This is a genomic window from Bacillus sp. FSL K6-1366 (assembly GCF_037976695.1).
Classification (GTDB): domain Bacteria; phylum Bacillota; class Bacilli; order Bacillales; family Bacillaceae; genus Bacillus; species Bacillus subtilis.
The window spans coordinates 3,918,233-3,938,892 of record NZ_CP150268.1; the positions used below are offsets into that span (position 1 = coordinate 3,918,233).

At 42.4% G+C, this 20,660-nt stretch carries 19 protein-coding genes; all 19 read left to right on the forward strand.

Features of this window, described 5'->3' with window-relative positions; all coding sequences use genetic code 11:
* The first annotated feature begins 56 nt into the window (after positions 1-56).
* Positions 57-938 carry a translation elongation factor Ts gene (gene tsf, locus MHI44_RS20420; RefSeq protein WP_003231929.1) on the forward strand — a complete coding sequence of 294 codons (882 nt, stop codon included), beginning with the start codon at positions 57-59 and terminating at the stop codon, positions 936-938.
* Positions 939-1,083: 145 nt separating this feature from the next.
* On the forward strand, positions 1,084-1,806 hold the full coding sequence (gene pyrH, locus MHI44_RS20425) for a UMP kinase (protein ID WP_003220923.1): 723 nt from the start codon (positions 1,084-1,086) through the stop codon (positions 1,804-1,806).
* Position 1,807: 1 nt separating this feature from the next.
* The gene (gene frr, locus MHI44_RS20430) at positions 1,808-2,365 is read left to right on the forward strand and encodes a ribosome recycling factor (protein ID WP_003231927.1); all 558 of its coding nucleotides are present in this window, start codon (positions 1,808-1,810) and stop codon (positions 2,363-2,365) included.
* Between the two features lie 130 nt (positions 2,366-2,495).
* Positions 2,496-3,278: an isoprenyl transferase gene (locus MHI44_RS20435; RefSeq protein ID WP_003231925.1), complete on the forward strand. Its 783-nt coding sequence runs from the start codon at positions 2,496-2,498 to the stop codon at positions 3,276-3,278.
* Between the two features lie 3 nt (positions 3,279-3,281).
* Positions 3,282-4,091 carry a phosphatidate cytidylyltransferase gene (gene cdsA, locus MHI44_RS20440; RefSeq protein WP_015252087.1) on the forward strand — a complete coding sequence of 270 codons (810 nt, stop codon included), beginning with the start codon at positions 3,282-3,284 and terminating at the stop codon, positions 4,089-4,091.
* A 61-nt stretch (positions 4,092-4,152) separates the two neighbouring features.
* Entirely contained in the window at positions 4,153-5,304 is a 1,152-nt protein-coding gene (gene dxr, locus MHI44_RS20445) for a 1-deoxy-D-xylulose-5-phosphate reductoisomerase (protein WP_003245155.1), read from the forward strand.
* Positions 5,305-5,310: 6 nt separating this feature from the next.
* A complete protein-coding gene (gene rseP / locus MHI44_RS20450; protein ID WP_010886508.1) occupies positions 5,311-6,579 on the forward strand; it encodes an RIP metalloprotease RseP in 1,269 nt (422 codons plus the stop codon).
* 32 nt (positions 6,580-6,611) lie between these two features.
* A complete protein-coding gene (gene proS / locus MHI44_RS20455) occupies positions 6,612-8,306 on the forward strand; it encodes a proline--tRNA ligase (RefSeq protein ID WP_003231918.1) in 1,695 nt (564 codons plus the stop codon).
* A 108-nt stretch (positions 8,307-8,414) separates the two neighbouring features.
* Positions 8,415-12,728, forward strand: coding sequence for a PolC-type DNA polymerase III (locus MHI44_RS20460; protein WP_029726487.1), 4,314 nt, complete (start codon positions 8,415-8,417; stop codon positions 12,726-12,728).
* Positions 12,729-13,057: 329 nt separating this feature from the next.
* Positions 13,058-13,528 carry a ribosome maturation factor RimP gene (gene rimP, locus MHI44_RS20465; RefSeq protein WP_003231915.1) on the forward strand — a complete coding sequence of 157 codons (471 nt, stop codon included), beginning with the start codon at positions 13,058-13,060 and terminating at the stop codon, positions 13,526-13,528.
* A 34-nt stretch (positions 13,529-13,562) separates the two neighbouring features.
* Positions 13,563-14,678, forward strand: a complete 1,116-nt coding sequence (gene nusA, locus MHI44_RS20470; protein ID WP_003231912.1) for a transcription termination factor NusA — start codon at positions 13,563-13,565, stop codon at positions 14,676-14,678.
* A 13-nt stretch (positions 14,679-14,691) separates the two neighbouring features.
* On the forward strand, positions 14,692-14,967 hold the full coding sequence (gene rulR, locus MHI44_RS20475; RefSeq protein ID WP_009967250.1) for a glucose-induced regulator RulR: 276 nt from the start codon (positions 14,692-14,694) through the stop codon (positions 14,965-14,967).
* A 1-nt stretch (position 14,968) separates the two neighbouring features.
* Positions 14,969-15,271, forward strand: a complete 303-nt coding sequence (locus tag MHI44_RS20480; RefSeq protein WP_003220946.1) for a YlxQ family RNA-binding protein — start codon at positions 14,969-14,971, stop codon at positions 15,269-15,271.
* 19 nt (positions 15,272-15,290) lie between these two features.
* Positions 15,291-17,441, forward strand: a complete 2,151-nt coding sequence (gene infB, locus MHI44_RS20485) for a translation initiation factor IF-2 (RefSeq protein WP_014479801.1) — start codon at positions 15,291-15,293, stop codon at positions 17,439-17,441.
* Positions 17,438-17,716 (forward strand): DUF503 domain-containing protein, encoded by a 279-nt coding sequence (locus MHI44_RS20490; protein WP_003220950.1) that lies wholly within the window; start codon positions 17,438-17,440, stop codon positions 17,714-17,716. The genes infB and MHI44_RS20490 overlap by 4 nt, the downstream gene beginning before the upstream one ends.
* A 16-nt stretch (positions 17,717-17,732) precedes the next feature.
* Positions 17,733-18,086: a 30S ribosome-binding factor RbfA gene (gene rbfA, locus MHI44_RS20495; RefSeq protein WP_009967251.1), complete on the forward strand. Its 354-nt coding sequence runs from the start codon at positions 17,733-17,735 to the stop codon at positions 18,084-18,086.
* An 81-nt stretch (positions 18,087-18,167) separates the two neighbouring features.
* Complete coding sequence (gene truB, locus MHI44_RS20500) at positions 18,168-19,097, forward strand: tRNA pseudouridine(55) synthase TruB (protein WP_015252083.1); 930 nt, start codon at positions 18,168-18,170, stop codon at positions 19,095-19,097.
* An 18-nt stretch (positions 19,098-19,115) separates the two neighbouring features.
* Complete coding sequence (gene ribF / locus MHI44_RS20505; RefSeq protein WP_014476827.1) at positions 19,116-20,066, forward strand: bifunctional riboflavin kinase/FAD synthetase; 951 nt, start codon at positions 19,116-19,118, stop codon at positions 20,064-20,066.
* Positions 20,067-20,222: 156 nt separating this feature from the next.
* Positions 20,223-20,492, forward strand: coding sequence for a 30S ribosomal protein S15 (gene rpsO / locus MHI44_RS20510; RefSeq protein ID WP_003220957.1), 270 nt, complete (start codon positions 20,223-20,225; stop codon positions 20,490-20,492).
* Positions 20,493-20,660: the final 168 nt, after the last annotated feature.

Below are 20,660 nucleotides of genomic sequence, written 5' to 3' on the forward strand. Positions count from 1 at the left end.
TCAAGAAAAATGTGTAATATACATACTCTTGTTTAAACATATAAGGAGGAATACAAATGGCAATTACTGCACAGCAAGTAAAAGAACTGCGTGAAAAAACTGGCGCGGGCATGATGGATTGTAAAAAAGCGTTAACTGAAACTGACGGAGATATGGACAAAGCAATTGACCTTTTAAGAGAAAAAGGAATTGCAAAAGCAGCGAAAAAAGCTGACCGTATCGCAGCAGAAGGTTCTACTCTTATTAAAACTGACGGCAACAAAGGCGTTATCCTAGAAGTAAACTCTGAAACTGATTTCGTTGCGAAAAACGAAGGTTTTAAAGAGCTTCTTAACACTTTAGCTGACCACCTTCTTGCAAACACGCCAGCTGATGTTGAAGAAGCAATGGGCCAAAAAATGGAAAATGGCTCAACTGTTGAAGAGTACATCACAAGCGCAGTTGCTAAAATCGGTGAGAAAATCACTCTTCGCCGCTTTACAGTTCTTACAAAAGACGACAGCTCTGCATTCGGTGCGTACCTTCACATGGGCGGCCGCATCGGTGTATTAACTGTTCTCAACGGTACAACTGATGAAGAAACTGCGAAAGATATCGCAATGCACGTTGCTGCAGTTAACCCTCGTTACATTTCTCGTGATCAAGTATCTGAAGAAGAAACAAATCATGAGCGTCAAATCTTAACTCAGCAAGCCCTCCAAGAAGGCAAACCTGAAAACATCGTAGCGAAAATGGTTGAAGGCCGTCTGAACAAATTCTTCGAAGAAATTTGTCTATTAGACCAAGCGTTCGTTAAAAACCCAGATGAAAAAGTGAAACAAGTTATTGCAGCGAAAAACGCTACTGTTCAAACTTTTGTCCGCTATGAAGTTGGAGAAGGCATCGAAAAACGTCAAGAAAACTTTGCTGAAGAAGTAATGAACCAAGTGAAAAAATAATGGTGAAAAGATTTCGCGGCTAAGTCGCGTCTTTTCAGGCAGTATAGGGGACACATTTTGTGTTCCCTATTTTTAAAACTATATTTACAAACCTTTTTTTCTCTTGCATAATAGAAAACGGCAATGTTTACACTTGGAGGTTATCATGGAAAAACCAAAATACAAACGTATCGTATTAAAGCTTAGCGGGGAAGCATTGGCAGGAGAACAGGGAAATGGAATTAACCCGACTGTCATTCAATCCATTGCAAAGCAAGTGAAGGAAATCGCTGAGCTTGAAGTCGAAGTGGCTGTTGTTGTAGGCGGCGGCAACTTATGGCGCGGAAAAACAGGAAGTGACCTGGGCATGGACCGCGCGACTGCTGACTATATGGGAATGCTGGCGACAGTAATGAATTCGCTTGCTCTTCAAGACAGCTTGGAAACACTCGGAATCCAGTCCAGAGTGCAAACATCCATTGAAATGAGACAAGTTGCTGAACCGTACATAAGAAGAAAAGCGATACGCCACTTAGAGAAAAAACGTGTCGTTATTTTCGCTGCGGGCACAGGAAACCCATATTTCTCAACTGATACGACAGCTGCACTGCGGGCTGCTGAAATTGAGGCAGACGTTATTTTAATGGCTAAAAATAACGTTGACGGTGTGTATAATGCTGATCCTAGAAAAGATGAATCAGCTGTTAAGTATGAATCACTTTCTTATCTTGACGTTCTTAAAGACGGCCTGGAAGTCATGGATTCAACAGCTTCCTCTTTATGCATGGACAATGACATTCCGCTTATCGTCTTTTCTATTATGGAAGAAGGAAATATCAAACGTGCCGTTATCGGTGAATCAATCGGAACGATTGTGAGGGGGAAATAACGTGTCAAAAGAAGTATTAACTCAAACAAAAGAAAAAATGGAAAAAGCAATTGCTGCTTATCAGCGCGAATTGGCTACTGTACGCGCAGGCCGTGCAAATCCATCATTATTAGATAAAGTAACGGTTGAATATTACGGAGCGCAGACACCTTTAAATCAGTTGTCTTCTATTAACGTGCCTGAAGCTCGTATGCTCGTTATCACGCCATACGATAAAACAGCAATCGGCGATATCGAAAAAGCGATTTTAAAAGCTGATTTAGGTCTTACACCAACAAGTGACGGCAATATGATTCGAATTGCAATTCCGGCACTAACAGAAGAGAGACGGAAAGAATTAGTGAAAGTTGTAAAAAAATATGCTGAAGAAGCAAAAGTAGCTGTTCGTAACGTTCGCCGTGATGCTAACGATGATCTCAAAAAACTTGAGAAAAACGGAGACATTACTGAGGATGAACTGCGTGCTTCCACTGAAGACGTTCAAAAACTGACAGATGAATATGTGTCAAAAATTGACAGTGTCACAAAAGACAAAGAAAAAGAAATCATGGAAGTTTAATGAAAAACTATGTACAATAGATAATAGTGAAAAGACCCTCTCATGTTTACAGGGGGTTTTTTTGTTAATACTGTTGATTACATTGATTATCAGCAGGGAATGTAACCTTTTTGGGTGACGGAGGAATCTCATGCTCAACATACTCAAAAATTGGAAGAATCAGCAAACTGCGGCTTCCAACTTAGAACGTTATACAAAAGAAGACATACTTAAGGGAGAAATTCCCGAACACATCGCCATTATCATGGATGGAAATGGCCGTTGGGCTAAAAAACGCTCTCTTCCCAGAATTGCAGGCCACCATGAAGGGATGAAGGTGGTAAAAAGGACCACGAAGCTCGCAAACGAATTAGGTGTCAAAGTACTGACATTGTATGCATTTTCAACAGAAAACTGGAAAAGACCGAAAATGGAGGTCGATTTTTTAATGAAGCTTCCGGAAGAATTTTTGAATACGTATCTTCCAGAGCTTGTTGAGGAAAATGTACAGGTTCGGATCATTGGGGATGAAACGGCTTTGCCGGCGCACACATTACGTGCGATTGAAAAAGCTGTACAGGACACGGCGCAAAACGACGGAATGATCCTTAATTTTGCTCTTAACTATGGAGGCCGTACTGAAATTGTCAGTGCTGCAAAATCACTCGCGGAAAAAGTGAAGGAAGGCTCTTTGAATATTGAAGACATTGATGAATCGCTTTTTTCTACTTATTTGATGACTGAATCTTTGCAGGATCCTGAACTTTTAATTCGAACGAGCGGCGAGATAAGGCTGAGTAATTTTATGCTATGGCAGGTTGCCTACAGTGAATTTGTCTTTACTGACGTCTTGTGGCCTGACTTTAAAGAAGATCACTTCTTGCAGGCGTTAGGAGAGTTTCAGCAGAGAGGCCGGAGGTTTGGCGGAATTTAGAGGATGGTGGACATGAAACAAAGAATTTTGACAGGTGTTCTGGCAGCAATTGTATTTTTATTTTTGGTTATTGTCGGGAAATTGCCGTTCACCATATTAATTTATGCTATGAGCAGTGTGGCGCTTTTTGAACTTTTACGGATGAAAAAGCTGAAGCTGGTTTCACTGCCTGGTTTGATCGGTCTTTTATTATTGTGGATGTTCTTATTGCCAAGCCAGTATTCGTTTTTTGAAGCGGACGGGATTTCCAAAATGGAAATAGCTTTATTTGCGGTACTGCTATTGCTGACTTACACAGTGTTGGTCAAGAACACCTTTACTTTTGATGAAGTCGGGTTTATTACGCTTGCAGCAATTTACATCGGAATGTGTTTTCATTATTTTATCGAAATCAGAAATCTTGACCAATACGGATTAACATACATTTTTTATGCGTGTGTTGTCATTTGGTCCACCGATTCCGGTGCCTATTTTGTCGGTAAATCGCTTGGGAAGCGGAAACTGTGGCCTGAAATCAGTCCGAATAAAACAGTGGAAGGGTTTGCAGGCGGAATTGTCATCGCACTTGTATTGGCGACGATTTTTCAGCTTGTTGCACAACTTCCGATCCCGTATATCTATCTGCTGTTGATCACGCTGTTTTTGTCTGTTTTTGGACAACTGGGAGATTTAGTGGAATCCGCCTTGAAAAGACATTACGATGTAAAGGATTCTGGGAATATTCTTCCCGGGCATGGCGGTATATTAGACCGTTTTGACAGTTTCTTGTTTGTCATGCCTTTCTTGTACTTTCTGCTTGCCCTTTTTTCATAAAAAAGTCTAATATGAATATGAGACTGATCATGCAGCAATAAGAATAGGAGTAGTGGCAACTTTGAAAAATATTTGTCTTTTAGGAGCAACAGGATCAATCGGCGAACAGACTCTTGATGTACTGCGTGCACATCAAGACCAATTTCAGCTGGTATCTATGTCGTTTGGCAGAAATATTGATAAGGCCGTTCCAATGATTGAGGTCTTTCAGCCGAAGTTTGTCTCTGTCGGTGATCTGGATACATATCATAAATTAAAACAAATGTCTTTTTCTTTTGAATGCCAAATCGGGCTGGGAGAAGAAGGACTGATAGAAGCAGCAGTGATGGAGGAGGTTGACATTGTTGTCAACGCTTTGCTTGGAAGCGTCGGTCTTATCCCGACATTAAAGGCAATTGAACAGAAAAAAACAATTGCGCTTGCAAATAAGGAAACTCTTGTCACTGCAGGGCATATAGTAAAAGAACATGCTAAGAAATATGATGTTCCGCTGCTGCCTGTTGACAGTGAGCATTCAGCCATTTTTCAAGCTCTTCAAGGCGAACAGGCTAAAAACATTGAACGCCTCATCATTACGGCATCCGGCGGAAGTTTTCGGGACAAGACGCGGGAGGAGCTCGAATCAGTAACAGTTGAAGATGCATTAAAACATCCAAACTGGTCAATGGGTGCAAAAATTACAATTGATTCGGCTACAATGATGAATAAGGGATTAGAGGTGATCGAGGCACACTGGCTTTTCGATATACCTTATGAACAAATTGATGTGGTTTTACATAAGGAGAGCATCATCCATTCAATGGTTGAGTTCCATGATAAAAGTGTGATCGCACAGCTCGGAACTCCGGATATGAGAGTCCCCATTCAATATGCGCTCACTTATCCTGACCGATTGCCATTACCAGATGCGAAAAGGCTTGAATTATGGGAAATCGGCAGCCTTCATTTTGAGAAAGCTGATTTTGACAGGTTCCGATGCTTACAATTTGCTTTTGAATCAGGTAAAATAGGAGGAACAATGCCGACAGTGCTAAATGCGGCAAACGAAGTAGCTGTCGCTGCCTTTTTAGCTGGCAAGATACCGTTTTTGGCTATTGAAGACTGTATCGAAAAGGCACTAACCCGCCATCAATTACTGAAAAAACCGAGCCTGGCGGACATTCAAGAAGTGGACAAAGATACCCGGGGATACGTCAATTCAATACTCACATAAGGTGGTATGTTCGTGAATACAGTTATAGCGTTTATCATTATTTTCGGAACGCTCGTTTTCTTCCATGAACTGGGCCATTTATTGCTAGCCCAAAGAGCGGGAATTCTCTGCCGTGAATTTGCGATCGGCTTCGGTCCAAAGATTTTTTCTTTCAAAAAAAATGAAACAGTTTATACGATCAGGCTGCTTCCGGTCGGCGGATTTGTTCGTATGGCCGGCGAAGATCCGGAAATGATTGAGGTGAAACCCGGATACACGGTCGGGCTTCTGTTTAATAAGGAAGATCAAGTTGAGAAAGTCATCATCAATCAAAAGGAAAAATATCCGGATGCATTAGTCATTGAAGTGGAAACAGCGGATCTAGAGCATGACATGAAGATCACCGGTTATGAACAGGGGAAAGAGGACGAACTTTCCAGCTTTACTGTCAGCGAAACATCCTTTTTTATTGTAGACGGAGAAGAAGTGCAGATTGCGCCGTATAATCGCCAATTTGGTTCCAAACCTGTGTGGCAGCGGATTAAAGCAATTGCTGCAGGGCCGATTATGAACTTTATTTTAGCTTACGTCATTTTAGTGATGCTTGGGCTGATTCAAGGCGTACCGTCAAATGAACCTATGCTCGGGCAGCTGACAGACAATGGACGGGCGGCTGAAGCAGGGCTAAAAGAAGGGGATTATATCCAAAGCATTAACGGAGAGAAAATGAGATCTTGGACTGACATTGTCTCCGCTGTAAAAGAAAACCCGGAGAAAGAAATGGACGTTGCAGTAAAAAGAGATAACAAAACGCTTCATATTTCGGTGACTCCGGAAGCTGTTAAAGATGAGAACAAAAAAACAATCGGACGTTTCGGTTCCTATGCGCCGACTGAAAAAGGCGTACTCTCAGCGGTTGCTTACGGCGCGACATCAACAGTTGATGTCACCAAAGCCATTTTAACCAATCTGAGCAAATTAGTAACAGGCCAATTTAAACTCGATATGCTGTCAGGTCCTGTCGGCATATATGACATGACAGACCAAGTGGCGAAAACAGGGATAGTGAACTTATTTCAGTTTGCGGCGTTTTTAAGCATTAACCTTGGGATTGTCAACCTGCTTCCGATTCCGGCACTTGACGGAGGAAGACTGTTGTTTCTATTTATTGAAGCGATTCGGGGCAAACCGATTAACAGGGAAAAAGAAGCATTTGTTGTGTTTATCGGCGTAGCTTTCTTAATGCTTCTTATGCTGGTTGTCACATGGAACGATATCCAGCGGCTGTTTTTGTAAACGAAAAGTAAATCAATCAGAGGTGCGAAGAAATGAGACAAAGCTTGACGCTTATTCCTACGCTCCGTGAAGTTCCAGCTGATGCCGAAGCAAAAAGTCATCAGCTTCTTCTGAGAGCAGGATTTATCAGACAGAATACGAGCGGGGTATACAGCTATATGCCTCTTGCGTATAAGGTGATTCAAAACATTCAGCAGATTGTTCGAGAGGAAATGGAGAAAATTGATGCCGTAGAAATGCTCATGCCCGCATTGCAGCAGGCAGAGACATGGCAGGAATCAGGCAGATGGTATACGTATGGTCCCGAACTGATGAGACTAAAAGACCGTCATGGCCGTGAATTTGCTTTAGGGGCAACGCATGAAGAGGTTATCACTTCGCTTGTTCGCGATGAGGTTAAATCTTATAAGCGTCTCCCTCTGACTCTTTATCAAATTCAGTCTAAGTTCAGAGATGAAAAACGTCCTCGCTTCGGTTTGTTAAGAGGCCGCGAATTTATTATGAAGGATGCGTACTCTTTCCATGCATCTGCAGAGAGCCTGGATGAAACGTATCAAAAAATGTACGAGGCCTATTCTAATATTTTTGCCCGCTGCGGCATTAATGTAAGACCTGTTATCGCTGATTCAGGCGCAATGGGAGGAAAGGATACGCACGAATTTATGGCACTTTCTGCGATCGGAGAGGATACGATTGCGTATTCTGATGAATCACAGTACGCGGCTAATATCGAGATGGCTGAAGTTCTTCACCAGGAAGTTCCTTCAGATGAAGAGCCTAAAGCTCTAGAGAAGGTTCATACGCCTAACGTGAAAACAATCGAAGAACTGACTGCGTTCTTACAGGTTTCGGCTGAAGCGTGCATTAAGTCAGTATTGTTTAAAGCTGATGACCGTTTTGTCTTAGTGCTTGTAAGAGGGGATCATGAAGTTAACGATATTAAAGTGAAAAACTTGCTTCATGCAGAAGTTGTAGAGCTTGCTACACATGAAGAGGTCATTCAGCAGCTCGGAACAGAGCCAGGCTTTGTAGGCCCTGTCGGTATTCATCAGGATGTGGAAGTATATGCCGATCAAGCTGTGAAAGCAATGGTTAATGCTGTTGCCGGGGCAAATGAAGGAGATCATCATTATAAAAATGTCAATGTGAATCGTGACGCGCAAATTAAAGAATTTGCTGATCTTCGTTTTATTAAAGAAGGTGATCCTTCACCAGACGGCAAGGGAACGATCCGTTTTGCTGAGGGAATCGAAGTCGGACAAGTCTTTAAGCTCGGAACACGCTATTCAGAAGCGATGAATGCGACATATTTAGATGAAAACGGACGCGCGCAGCCAATGCTGATGGGCTGTTACGGAATCGGTGTGTCAAGAACGCTTTCTGCTATTGCTGAACAGCATCACGACGAAAAAGGCTTAATATGGCCAAAAAGCGTTGCGCCGTACGATCTTCATATTCTTGCTTTGAACATGAAAAACGATGGGCAAAGAGAGCTTGCTGAAAAGCTGTATGCCGATTTAAAAGCGGAAGGCTATGAAGTGCTCTATGATGACCGTGCTGAGCGTGCCGGCGTAAAATTCGCTGATTCAGATTTAATCGGCCTTCCAATCCGCATCACTGTCGGAAAACGAGCTGACGAAGGAATCGTCGAAGTGAAAATTCGTCAAACTGGTGAGTCAACTGAGATTTCAGTAGACGAATTATCTGCGTTTATCAGCAAGCAGTAATCACCATAACGATTTATCAAAAAACATGTTAAAATAGAAATAATAGAAGGTACCTCATTGCCTGAGGTACCTTCACTTATGATGTTTTTAGGGAGGGATACTGTCTTAATGGAACAGTTATCAGTAAACAGAAGGCAGTTTCAAATTCTTCTGCAGCAGATTAATATGACAGATGATACCTTCATGACATACTTTGAACATGGCGAGATTAAAAAGCTGACAATTCACAAAGCTTCTAAGTCTTGGCATTTTCATTTTCAATTTAAATCTTTGCTGCCTTTTCAAATATATGACACATTAACAACGAGGCTGACGCAATCGTTTGCCCACATAGCAAAAGTGACATCTTCAATTGAAGTTCAGGATGCCGAGGTCAGTGAAAGTATCGTTCAAGACTACTGGTCACGCTGCATTGAAGAACTGCAGGGCATTTCGCCGCCGATTATCAGTCTTTTAAACCAGCAAAAACCGAAGCTGAAGGGCAATAAACTGATTGTCAAAACCAAAACGGATACAGAAGCGGCTGCGCTAAAAAACAAATACAGTTCTATGATTCAAGCAGGCTACCGTCAATTTGGCTTTCCGGATCTTCAGCTTGATGCTGAAATATTTGTATCCGAGCAGGAAGTTCAAAAGTTTCGGGAACAAAAGCTTGCGGAAGACCAAGAGCGGGCGATGCAGGCCTTGATTGAAATGGAGAAGAAAGATAAAGAAAGTGATGAAGACCAAGCACCATCTGGTCCTCTTGTTATCGGTTATCAAATTAAAGATAACGAGGAAATCCGGACACTTGACAGCATCATGGACGAAGAACGGAGAATTACGGTCCAAGGTTATGTGTTTGATGTGGAGACGCGCGAGCTGAAGAGCGGGCGCACGCTGTGTATCTTCAAAATTACAGACTATACAAATAGTATTTTGATCAAAATGTTTGCACGTGAAAAAGAAGATGCGGCACTGATGAAGTCTCTGAAAAAAGGAATGTGGGTAAAAGCACGCGGAAGCATTCAAAATGATACATTTGTCAGAGACCTTGTCATGATCGCAAATGACGTAAACGAAATAAAAGCAAAAACCCGTGAAGATTCAGCACCTGAAGGAGAAAAAAGAGTGGAATTGCATCTTCATTCCCCAATGAGCCAAATGGATGCTGTTACGGGTATCGGAAAGCTTGTCGAACAAGCGAAAAAATGGGGGCATGAGGCCATCGCTTTGACCGACCATGCTGTCGTTCAATCCTTCCCTGATGCGTATTCTGCGGCCAAAAAGCATGGAATTAAAATGATTTACGGGATGGAAGCGAATCTCGTGGATGATGGCGTGCCAATTGCTTATAATGCCGCACATCGTCTGCTCGAAGAAGAAACATATGTTGTTTTTGACGTTGAGACGACAGGATTGTCTGCTGTATACGATACCATTATTGAGCTGGCTGCAGTAAAAGTAAAAGGCGGAGAAATTATTGATAAATTTGAGGCGTTTGCGAACCCGCATCGTCCGCTTTCCGCCACAATCATAGAGCTGACAGGGATCACTGATGATATGCTACAAGACGCTCCGGATGTCGTAGATGTAATAAGAGATTTCAGAGAATGGATTGGCGATGATATCCTTGTCGCTCATAATGCAAGCTTTGATATGGGATTCTTAAATGTAGCCTATAAAAAGCTTCTTGAAGTCGATAAAGCTAAAAACCCAGTCATTGATACGCTTGAACTTGGACGTTTTCTCTATCCGGAATTTAAGAACCACCGGTTGAACACACTTTGTAAAAAGTTTGATATCGAACTCACACAGCATCACCGTGCGATCTATGATACTGAGGCAACCGCTTATTTGCTTCTGAAAATGCTGAAAGACGCAGCTGAAAAAGGCATTCAGTACCATGATGAGTTGAATGAAAATATGGGTCAGTCCAATGCTTATCAAAGATCAAGACCGTATCATGCAACATTACTTGCCGTGAACAGCACGGGACTTAAAAATTTATTTAAGCTTGTGTCACTTTCTCATATTCATTATTTTTACAGAGTGCCGCGTATTCCGAGATCTCAGCTTGAGAAATACAGGGAAGGGCTGCTGATCGGTTCTGCCTGTGACAGGGGAGAGGTTTTTGAGGGAATGATGCAAAAATCGCCTGAAGAGGTGGAAGATATCGCGTCATTCTATGATTACCTTGAGGTTCAGCCGCCTGAAGTGTATCGTCACTTGCTGGAGCTTGAACTGGTCCGTGATGAAAAAGCGCTGAAAGAAATTATTGCGAATATCACGAAGCTGGGGGAAAAGCTTAATAAACCGGTTGTTGCTACGGGAAATGTTCATTATTTGAATGATGAGGATAAAATCTACAGAAAGATTTTAATATCCTCACAAGGCGGGGCAAATCCGCTGAATAGGCATGAACTGCCGAAAGTGCATTTTAGAACGACAGACGAAATGCTTGAAGCTTTTTCTTTCTTAGGTGAAGAAAAAGCGAAGGAGATCGTAGTCACCAATACCCAAAAGGTTGCTTCTTTAGTTGATGACATCAAGCCGATTAAAGATGATTTATATACGCCGAAAATCGAAGGCGCCGATGAAGAGATCAGAGAAATGAGCTATCAGCGTGCAAGAAGCATTTACGGGGAAGAGCTGCCTGAAATTGTCGAAGCGCGGATTGAAAAAGAGTTAAAGAGTATTATTGGCCACGGATTTGCTGTTATTTACTTGATCTCTCACAAACTTGTAAAACGTTCACTAGATGACGGGTATCTCGTTGGTTCCCGTGGTTCCGTAGGATCTTCATTAGTTGCGACACTTACTGAGATTACTGAGGTAAACCCGCTGCCGCCGCACTATGTTTGTCCTGAGTGTCAGCATTCTGAGTTCTTTAATGACGGTTCTGTCGGTTCTGGTTTTGACCTGCCTGACAAGACATGTCCTCATTGCGGAACGCCTTTGAAAAAAGACGGCCATGATATTCCATTTGAAACGTTCTTAGGATTTAAAGGGGACAAAGTACCTGATATCGATTTGAACTTCTCAGGGGAATATCAGCCGCAAGCACACAATTACACAAAAGTATTGTTCGGAGAAGACAATGTATATCGTGCGGGAACAATAGGCACGGTGGCAGAAAAAACAGCCTACGGTTATGTAAAAGGCTATGCCGGAGACAACAATCTTCATATGCGCGGTGCCGAAATAGATCGGCTCGTACAGGGATGCACAGGTGTAAAACGTACAACTGGACAACACCCTGGCGGTATTATCGTAGTTCCGGATTATATGGATATTTATGATTTTTCACCGATCCAGTTCCCGGCAGATGCCACAGGTTCAGAGTGGAAAACGACTCATTTTGATTTCCACTCCATCCATGACAACCTGTTAAAACTTGATATTCTCGGACACGATGACCCGACTGTTATTCGGATGCTTCAAGACTTAAGCGGAATAGATCCGAAAACAATTCCGACGGATGATCCTGAAGTGATGAAGATCTTCCAGGGAACCGAATCACTCGGTGTGACTGAAGAACAGATTGGCTGTAAAACGGGCACTCTTGGAATTCCTGAATTCGGAACCCGATTTGTCCGGCAGATGCTTGAAGATACAAAGCCGACCACTTTTTCTGAGCTCGTTCAGATTTCAGGCTTGTCTCACGGAACTGATGTATGGCTTGGCAATGCACAGGAGCTCATCCACAATAATATTTGTGAGCTGAGTGAGGTTATCGGCTGCCGTGATGACATTATGGTTTATTTAATCTATCAAGGCCTTGAACCGTCCCTTGCCTTTAAAATCATGGAATTCGTGCGTAAAGGAAAAGGATTAACGCCTGAATGGGAAGAAGAAATGAAAAATAACAATGTCCCAGACTGGTATATTGATTCCTGTAAAAAGATTAAATACATGTTCCCGAAAGCCCACGCCGCGGCATATGTCTTAATGGCAGTCCGCATTGCTTACTTTAAAGTGCATCATGCTCTTTTGTATTATGCGGCTTATTTTACCGTTCGTGCAGATGACTTTGATATCGATACAATGATCAAGGGCTCTACAGCAATCAGAGCGGTAATGGAGGATATAAACTCTAAAGGACTTGATGCTTCACCGAAGGAAAAGAACCTTCTGACTGTTTTAGAATTAGCGCTTGAGATGTGTGAGAGAGGCTATTCATTCCAAAAAGTCGATTTATATCGCTCCAGCGCCACAGAGTTTATTATTGACGGCAACAGTCTAATTCCGCCGTTTAACTCTATCCCTGGGTTAGGGACGAACGCTGCTTTGAACATTGTAAAAGCTCGCGAAGAAGGCGAATTCCTCTCAAAAGAAGATTTGCAAAAGAGAGGGAAAGTATCAAAAACGATTTTAGAGTACTTAGATCGCCACGGCTGTCTGGAATCACTGCCTGATCAAAACCAATTGTCACTGTTCTAATATGGAATGCAGAATTTCTCAGAAATTCTGCTTCTATGCATACATAAGAGCAAAAAGTGCCATCGTAATATTAGAGTTTCTGTCACTTGCTTAGGTATGAAGGTAAGCGTATATCCATTTGCAATAAAAATATGGTTATGGTATAGTTTTATTGGAAATGCTAACGATTACCGAGGCAAAGAGTGGGGAAACCCGCTCTTTTGTATTGAACAGGAGAATTTTGTCTCGACATGTTCATCGTTTACTTTTTAGCCCCTGCTCTTTTGAAGCAGGGTTTTTATGCAGAGTGACGAGACGAATATGAGATCGACAGCACAAGGAGGAAGAACATGAGCAAAAAAGTGACTGACACCGTTCAAGAAATGGCTCAGCCAATCGTAGACAGCCTTCAGCTGGAACTCGTTGACATTGAATTTGTCAAAGAGGGCCAAAGCTGGTTCCTTCGCGTGTTTATTGATTCCGATGACGGTGTGGATATTGAGGAATGTGCCAAAGTAAGCGAAGCTTTAAGCGAAAAGCTTGATGAAGCAGACCCAATCAGCCAAAATTACTTTCTTGAAGTCTCATCTCCAGGAGCTGAGCGTCCGCTAAAGAAAAAAGCCGATTTCGAAAAATCACTAGGAAAAAACGTATACATTAAGACGTATGAGCCTATTGACGGCGTAAAAGTGTTTGAAGGTGAACTGGCTGAATTTGATGGACAAACAGTGACAGTTGAGATCACGATCAAAACAAGAAAGAAACGGATCAATATTCCGTATGAAAAGATAGCTAATGCAAGATTAGCTGTTACATTCTAATGAATACAAATGTTTTAAGGGGGGAGACCGTTAAATGAGCAGTGAATTATTAGATGCTCTCACGATTCTTGAAAAAGAAAAAGGCATCAGTAAAGAAATTATCATCGAAGCAATCGAAGCTGCGTTAATTTCTGCTTATAAGCGGAATTTTAATCAAGCGCAAAATGTACGGGTGGATCTAAACCGTGAAACTGGCTCCATCCGTGTATTTGCAAGAAAAGATGTCGTTGACGAAGTATACGACCAGAGATTAGAAATCTCAATTGAAGAGGCACAGGGCATCCATCCGGAATATATGGTCGGCGATGTCGTCGAAATCGAAGTTACACCTAAGGATTTCGGGCGCATAGCTGCTCAAACAGCGAAGCAGGTCGTCACACAGCGTGTGCGCGAAGCTGAGCGCGGTGTGATTTATTCTGAATTTATCGACCGTGAAGAAGACATCATGACAGGGATCGTCCAGCGTCTGGACAATAAATTTATCTACGTGTCTTTAGGCAAAATAGAAGCCTTGCTGCCGGTTAATGAGCAAATGCCGAATGAAAGCTACAAGCCCCATGACCGCATTAAGGTATATATCACAAAAGTAGAAAAAACAACGAAGGGCCCGCAGATTTATGTGTCAAGAACACATCCAGGCCTGTTAAAGCGTTTGTTTGAAATTGAAGTGCCTGAAATTTATGATGGAACTGTCGAGCTAAAATCTGTTGCCAGAGAAGCCGGCGACCGTTCGAAAATTTCTGTTCGCACAGATGATCCTGACGTGGATCCTGTCGGTTCATGCGTAGGGCCTAAAGGCCAGCGTGTGCAAGCAATCGTCAATGAATTAAAAGGTGAAAAAATTGACATTGTCAACTGGTCCAGTGATCCTGTAGAATTTGTCGCGAATGCGCTCAGCCCTTCCAAAGTGCTTGATGTCATTGTTAATGAAGAAGAAAAAGCGACAACTGTTATTGTTCCTGATTACCAGCTGTCTCTGGCAATTGGAAAAAGAGGACAAAACGCACGCTTAGCTGCTAAACTGACAGGCTGGAAGATTGATATTAAGAGCGAAACGGACGCAAGAGAACTTGGAATCTATCCGAGAGAACTTGAAGAAGATGATGAGCCGCTCTTTACGGAGCCTGAAACTGCTGAATCGGATGAATAAGAGGTGACTTTAGGTGAATAAACACAAAAAGATCCCATTACGCAAATGTGTAGTGACTGGTGAAATGAAGCCTAAAAAGGAACTGATCCGAGTTGTACGGTCGAAAGAAGGCGAAATCTCAGTAGACCCGACCGGAAAAAAGAATGGGCGGGGTGCTTATTTAACGCTGGATAAAGAGTGCATCTTAGCAGCAAAAAAGAAAAACACTTTGCAAAATCAATTTCAATCACAAATCGATGACCAGATTTTCGATGAATTGCTGGAACTGGCGGAAAAGGTGAAAAAATAAAATGTCTGGAATGGAATGGTTTCCCTTGCTGGGTCTGGCCAATCGAGCTCGTAAGGTCGTGTCAGGCGAAGACTTGGTAATAAAAGAAATCAGGAATGCGCGTGCAAAGCTTGTCCTGCTTACAGAGGATGCATCATCTAACACAGCAAAAAAAGTAACTGACAAGTGCAATTATTATAAAGTCCCTTATAAAAAAGTCGAGAGTCGCGCGGTTCTTGGACGCTCTATCGGTAAAGAAGCCCGTGTCGTTGTCGCCGTCACTGACCAAGGTTTTGCGAATAAGCTGATCAGCTTGCTCGATTAATATTTTTGGGGGTGAACGAATGGCTAAAATGAGAGTATACGAATATGCAAAAGCGTTAAATGTTTCAAGTAAGGAAATTTTGACCGCACTGAAGAACATGGATTTAGAAGTGAATAATCACATGGCCATGCTTGAAGAAAAGGCCATTAAAAAGCTAGATGCCAAATATAAAAAAGGCGGCGCAGCTGCTAAATCTCAAAAGCCAGCAGAAACGAACAAAAACAAACAGCCACAAGGGGTTAATCAGCAATCAGCTGGAAATCAACCAAATAAAATTCGAGACGGAAAGAAGAATGACGTGCAGAATAATCAATTTAACAAAAACAAGAAGAATAACAACAACAAAAAAAATAAACGCAACAACAACAATAATAAAAACCAACATCAGCAAAAGCCTGTAAAGCCGAAAAAAGAGCTTCCTGAGAAAATTACATTCTCTGGCACTTTAACAGTTGGCGCACTTGCTGAAGAGCTTGGCAAAGAGCCTTCAGAAATCATTAAAAAGCTGATGCTTCTTGGCGTAATGGCAACCATTAACCAAGAGCTTGATAAAGACACAATCGAACTCATTGCATCAGAATATGGTGTTGAAACAGAAGAGGTCATTGTGCTTGAAGAAACAGAGCTGGAAAAATACGAAGAGCCTGATAATGAAGAGGATCTTGAAATTCGTCCTCCTGTCGTGACAATCATGGGCCACGTTGACCATGGGAAAACAACGCTTCTTGACAGCATCCGTAAAACAAAGGTTGTTGAAGGAGAAGCAGGCGGAATCACTCAGCATATCGGCGCTTATCAAATTGAAGAGAACGGCAAGAAAATCACGTTCTTGGATACACCGGGCCACGCCGCATTTACAACAATGCGTGCACGCGGTGCAGAAGTAACTGATATTACGATTCTTGTCGTAGCTGCCGATGACGGTGTCATGCCGCAAACAGTTGAAGCGATTAACCATGCAAAAGCAGCAGAGGTTCCAATCATCGTTGCTGTGAATAAAATAGATAAAGAATCCGCAAACCCTGACCGTGTAATGCAAGAACTGACGGAATACGGACTTGTCCCTGAAGCTTGGGGCGGAGAAACCATTTTTGTGCCGCTTTCCGCTTTAACTGGAAAAGGCATTGATGAGCTCGTTGAAATGATTTTGCTTGTCAGTGAGGTAGAGGAACTGAAAGCGAATCCGAACCGTCAGGCAAAAGGAACGGTTATTGAAGCTGAACTCGATAAAGGCAGAGGGTCAGTTGCGACGTTGCTCGTACAGACTGGAACACTGCATGTCGGTGATCCGATCGTAGTCGGCAATACATTTGGCCGTGTCCGTGCAATGGTCAACGACATTGGCCGCCGTGTGAAAACTGCCGGCCCGTCAACTCCGGTTGAAATTACCGGTTTGAATGATGTCCCTCAAGCGGGAGACCAATTCCTTGTCTTTAAGGATGAAAAAACAGCTCGTTCTGTCGGTGAAGCCCGTGCTTCGAAACAGCTTGAAGAGCAGCGCAGCGATAAAGCGAAGCTCAGTCTTGATGATTTATTCGAGCAAATTAAGCAAGGTGATGTAAAAGACATCAACCTCATCGTAAAAGCTGACGTTCAAGGATCTGCTGAAGCTTTAACGGCTGCGCTTCAAAAAATTGAAGTAGAAGGCGTTAAAGTGAAAATCATCCATACAGGCGTTGGTGCGATTACTGAATCTGACATTATCTTGGCATCTGCTTCCAATGCAATTGTTATCGGGTTTAATGTGAGACCGGACGGAAATGCTAAGAGTACGGCTGAAGCTGAAAATGTAGATATTCGACTTCACCGTATCATTTACAAAGTAATCGACGAGATTGAAGCTGCCATGAAAGGTATGCTTGATCCTGAATATGAAGAAAAAGTAATTGGTCAAGTAGAAGTACGCCAAACATTCAAAGTATCTAAAATCGGTACAATTGCCGGCGGATATGTTACTGAAGGAACCATTACGCGCGACAGCGGCCTCCGTTTAATTCGTGACGGCGTCGTCATCTTTGAAGGCGAAGTAGATGTTCTGAAACGCTTTAAAGACGATGTGAAAGAAGTTTCACAAGGCTATGAATGTGGTATTACAATTAAGAAATACAATGACATTCGTGAAGGTGACATCCTAGAAGCGTTTGTCATGCAAGAAATTGAAAGAACGTGATCGGATTTGCGGAGTGTGAATGCATCATTTATGATGCAGGATCGCTAAAAGAAAAGCGTGCCGTTCTGAAGCGGATTTTAACCAGGGTTCAAAACAAGTTCAATGTTTCGATTTCGGAGATTGGCTATCAGGACACCTGGCAAAGAACCAGCTTCGGAATCGCCGCTGTTTCTTCCTCTCGCGTTCAAACAGAAAAAGAACTGCAGCGCGTCCTAGCGTTTATCGATTCTTTTCCTGAAATTGAACGGACGATCACTAGGACAGAGTGGTTTTAACTTAGAGGTGATTGAATTGAGTATGAGAGCAAACCGTGTCGGCGAGCAAATGAAAAAAGAACTCGGTGATATTATCAGCCGCAAGCTGAAAGACCCGAGAATTGGTTTTCTGACAGTAACGGATGTACGTGTATCAGGTGATTTGCAAATTGCAAAGGTGTATATCTCGGTTCTCGGTGACGAGAAAAAACGGGAAGAAGCGCTGAAAGGGCTGGCAAAAGCGAAAGGATTTATCCGATCCGAAATCGGCAGCCGCATCAGACTTCGAAAAACGCCTGAAATTGAATTTGAGTTCGATGAATCAATCGATTACGGGAATCGGATCGAAACACTGATTCACGAATTACATTCAGAGAAACCATCTGAATAAAAAAAGAGAGGATAGGCGTATATCGTCTGTCCTCTTTCTTCGTTTATAAGAAAAAAACTCAAAAGAAGGAGTGAAAGGCAAATGGTTAACGGAGTTCTCCTTTTACATAAACCTGTTGGCATGACATCGCACGACTGTGTCATGAAGATCCGAAAGCTGTTAAAAACAAAAAAAGTAGGACATACAGGAACGCTCGATCCGGAAGTATCAGGCGTGCTTCCGATTTGTGTAGGAAGAGCGACAAAAATAGTCGAATACTTAACTGAAAAATCTAAAACGTATGATGCAGAAATAACATTGGGCTTTTCAACCACAACAGAGGATCAAACCGGAGAAACGGTGGAAACAAAGCCTGTCAATCACGACATTGATAAAGCGGATGTAGAAAAGGTTTTAAACAGTTTAAAGGGGAAACAAGAACAAATTCCGCCCATGTATTCCGCTGTAAAAGTAAACGGCAAAAAATTATACGAATACGCAAGAGCAGGGATTGAAGTAGAACGTCCGAAACGTATGATAACCATTGAAGACATTGCCCTGACAACAGAGATTAAACATCATGGAGAAACCGCAAGCTTCCGGTTTACAGTGACTTGCTCCAAAGGGACCTATGTAAGGACGCTGGCGGTCATGATCGGAGAAAAGCTCGGATATCCGGCCCATATGTCTCATTTAATCCGTACGGCATCCGGAGATTTTTCTCTCGACGAATGCTTTACTTTTGATGAGCTCGAAGCACAGGCCCAATCCGGAACCGTGGAAGAGCATACAGTTCCTATTGAACGTGCGCTCAATCATTTGCCGAAATGGATCATAAGTGATACATTAGCTAAGAAAGTAGAAAATGGGGCTTTGCTTGAGACGCCCGAGCAGTTTTCTGAAATGACAAGTGAAGACCGTATCGCCGTCTTTACTGAATCCGGAACCTGTTTGGCGATCTATTTCCCTCATCCTGCAAAAAAAGGGCTGTTAAAGCCGGCAAAAGTATTGATGCAAAAAAGCGAACAATAGAAAAAAGGTGACCGTTCTGTGAAGACGATACATATTACACATCCTCATCATTTAATAAAAGAGGAGCAGGCAAAATCAGTGATGGCGTTAGGATATTTTGACGGCGTTCATCTCGGGCATCAAAAGGTAATCGGCACAGCGAAGCAAATAGCCGAAGAAAAAGGTCTGACATTGGCTGTGATGACCTTTCACCCCCATCCTTCCCACGTGTTGGGCAGAGATAAGGAACCAAAGGATCTGATTACGCCTCTTGAAGACAAAATAAACCAAATTGAACAATTAGGCACAGAAGTTCTGTATGTCGTTAAATTTAATGAAGTGTTTGCTTCTCTTTCTCCTAAGCAGTTTATAGACCAGTATATTATCGGTCTTAATGTGCAGCACGCAGTGGCAGGCTTTGACTTTACGTACGGCAAATACGGCAAGGGGACAATGGAGACCATGCCGGATGATTTAGACGGAAAAGCTGGGTGCACAATGGTAGAAAAATTGACGGAGCAGGATAAAAAAATCAGTTCTTCGTATATCCGTACCGCGCTTCAAAACGGAGATGTTGAATTGGCGAATGTCTTGCTTGGACAGCCTTATTTTATTAAAGGAATTGTCATTCATGGTGATAAAAGAGGGCGGACCATCGGGTTTCCGACAGCAAATGTGGGTTTAAATAACAGCTATATCGTTCCGCCCACAGGTGTATATGCCGTAAAAGCGGAAGTGAACGGCGAAGTTTACAATGGTGTTTGCAATATTGGCTATAAGCCGACGTTTTATGAAAAGCGCCCTGAGCAGCCTTCCATCGAGGTCAATCTGTTTGATTTCGATCAGGAGGTATATGGAGCCGCTATAAAAATCGAATGGTACAAACGGATTCGGAGCGAGCGGAAATTCAATGGCATCAAAGAATTAACTGAGCAAATTGAGAAAGATAAGCAGGAAGCCATTCGTTATTTCAGCAATTTGCGGAAATAACTTGCAACGCACGCAAATTTTATTCTAAAATATTTGCATATAGGCACGATTTTTAGTATGATAGTTTTCGTAGTCTTAAAACCATTGCTTGGCAATCCGAAGTCACCGACGGTTGCTAGGTAACTGGGGCTAAATATGATTTGGAGGTGAAACAGGATGGCAATTACTCAAGAGCGTAAAAACCAACTCATCAATGAGTTCAAAACACACGAATCTGATACTGGATCTCCAGAAGTTCAGATCGCTATCCTAACTGACTCAATTAACAACTTGAACGAGCATTTACGTACTCACAAGAAAGACCACCACTCACGTCGCGGTCTTCTTAAAATGGTAGGTAAGCGTCGTAATCTTCTTACGTATCTGCGTAATAAAGACGTAACTCGTTACCGTGAGTTAATTAACAAACTAGGCTTACGTCGATAATCGTAAAAAGCGGGAGGATTCCCGCTTTTTTATCGTATTAAAGCGAAATTTCTTATAACAAATCATTGAAATCCTTTTACATACTACTTTGACATTGATATGTTCAATTCATTTCGTTCATAATAGGAGTAATTGATTATTTCACACAACGAAGAGAGGAGTTCGTAA

Coding starts and splice junctions, on each gene's coding strand:
- proS (WP_003231918.1), top strand. CDS start 6,612: ATGAGACAAAGCTTGACGCTTATTCCTACGCTCCGTGAAGTTCCAGCT.
- pyrH (WP_003220923.1), top strand. CDS start 1,084: ATGGAAAAACCAAAATACAAACGTATCGTATTAAAGCTTAGCGGGGAA.
- MHI44_RS20480 (WP_003220946.1), top strand. CDS start 14,969: ATGTCTGGAATGGAATGGTTTCCCTTGCTGGGTCTGGCCAATCGAGCT.
- MHI44_RS20435 (WP_003231925.1), top strand. CDS start 2,496: ATGCTCAACATACTCAAAAATTGGAAGAATCAGCAAACTGCGGCTTCC.
- cdsA (WP_015252087.1), top strand. CDS start 3,282: ATGGTGGACATGAAACAAAGAATTTTGACAGGTGTTCTGGCAGCAATT.
- rseP (WP_010886508.1), top strand. CDS start 5,311: ATGTTCGTGAATACAGTTATAGCGTTTATCATTATTTTCGGAACGCTC.
- rimP (WP_003231915.1), top strand. CDS start 13,058: ATGAGCAAAAAAGTGACTGACACCGTTCAAGAAATGGCTCAGCCAATC.
- tsf (WP_003231929.1), top strand. CDS start 57: ATGGCAATTACTGCACAGCAAGTAAAAGAACTGCGTGAAAAAACTGGC.
- nusA (WP_003231912.1), top strand. CDS start 13,563: ATGAGCAGTGAATTATTAGATGCTCTCACGATTCTTGAAAAAGAAAAA.
- rpsO (WP_003220957.1), top strand. CDS start 20,223: ATGGCAATTACTCAAGAGCGTAAAAACCAACTCATCAATGAGTTCAAA.
- infB (WP_014479801.1), top strand. CDS start 15,291: ATGGCTAAAATGAGAGTATACGAATATGCAAAAGCGTTAAATGTTTCA.
- truB (WP_015252083.1), top strand. CDS start 18,168: ATGGTTAACGGAGTTCTCCTTTTACATAAACCTGTTGGCATGACATCG.
- MHI44_RS20460 (WP_029726487.1), top strand. CDS start 8,415: ATGGAACAGTTATCAGTAAACAGAAGGCAGTTTCAAATTCTTCTGCAG.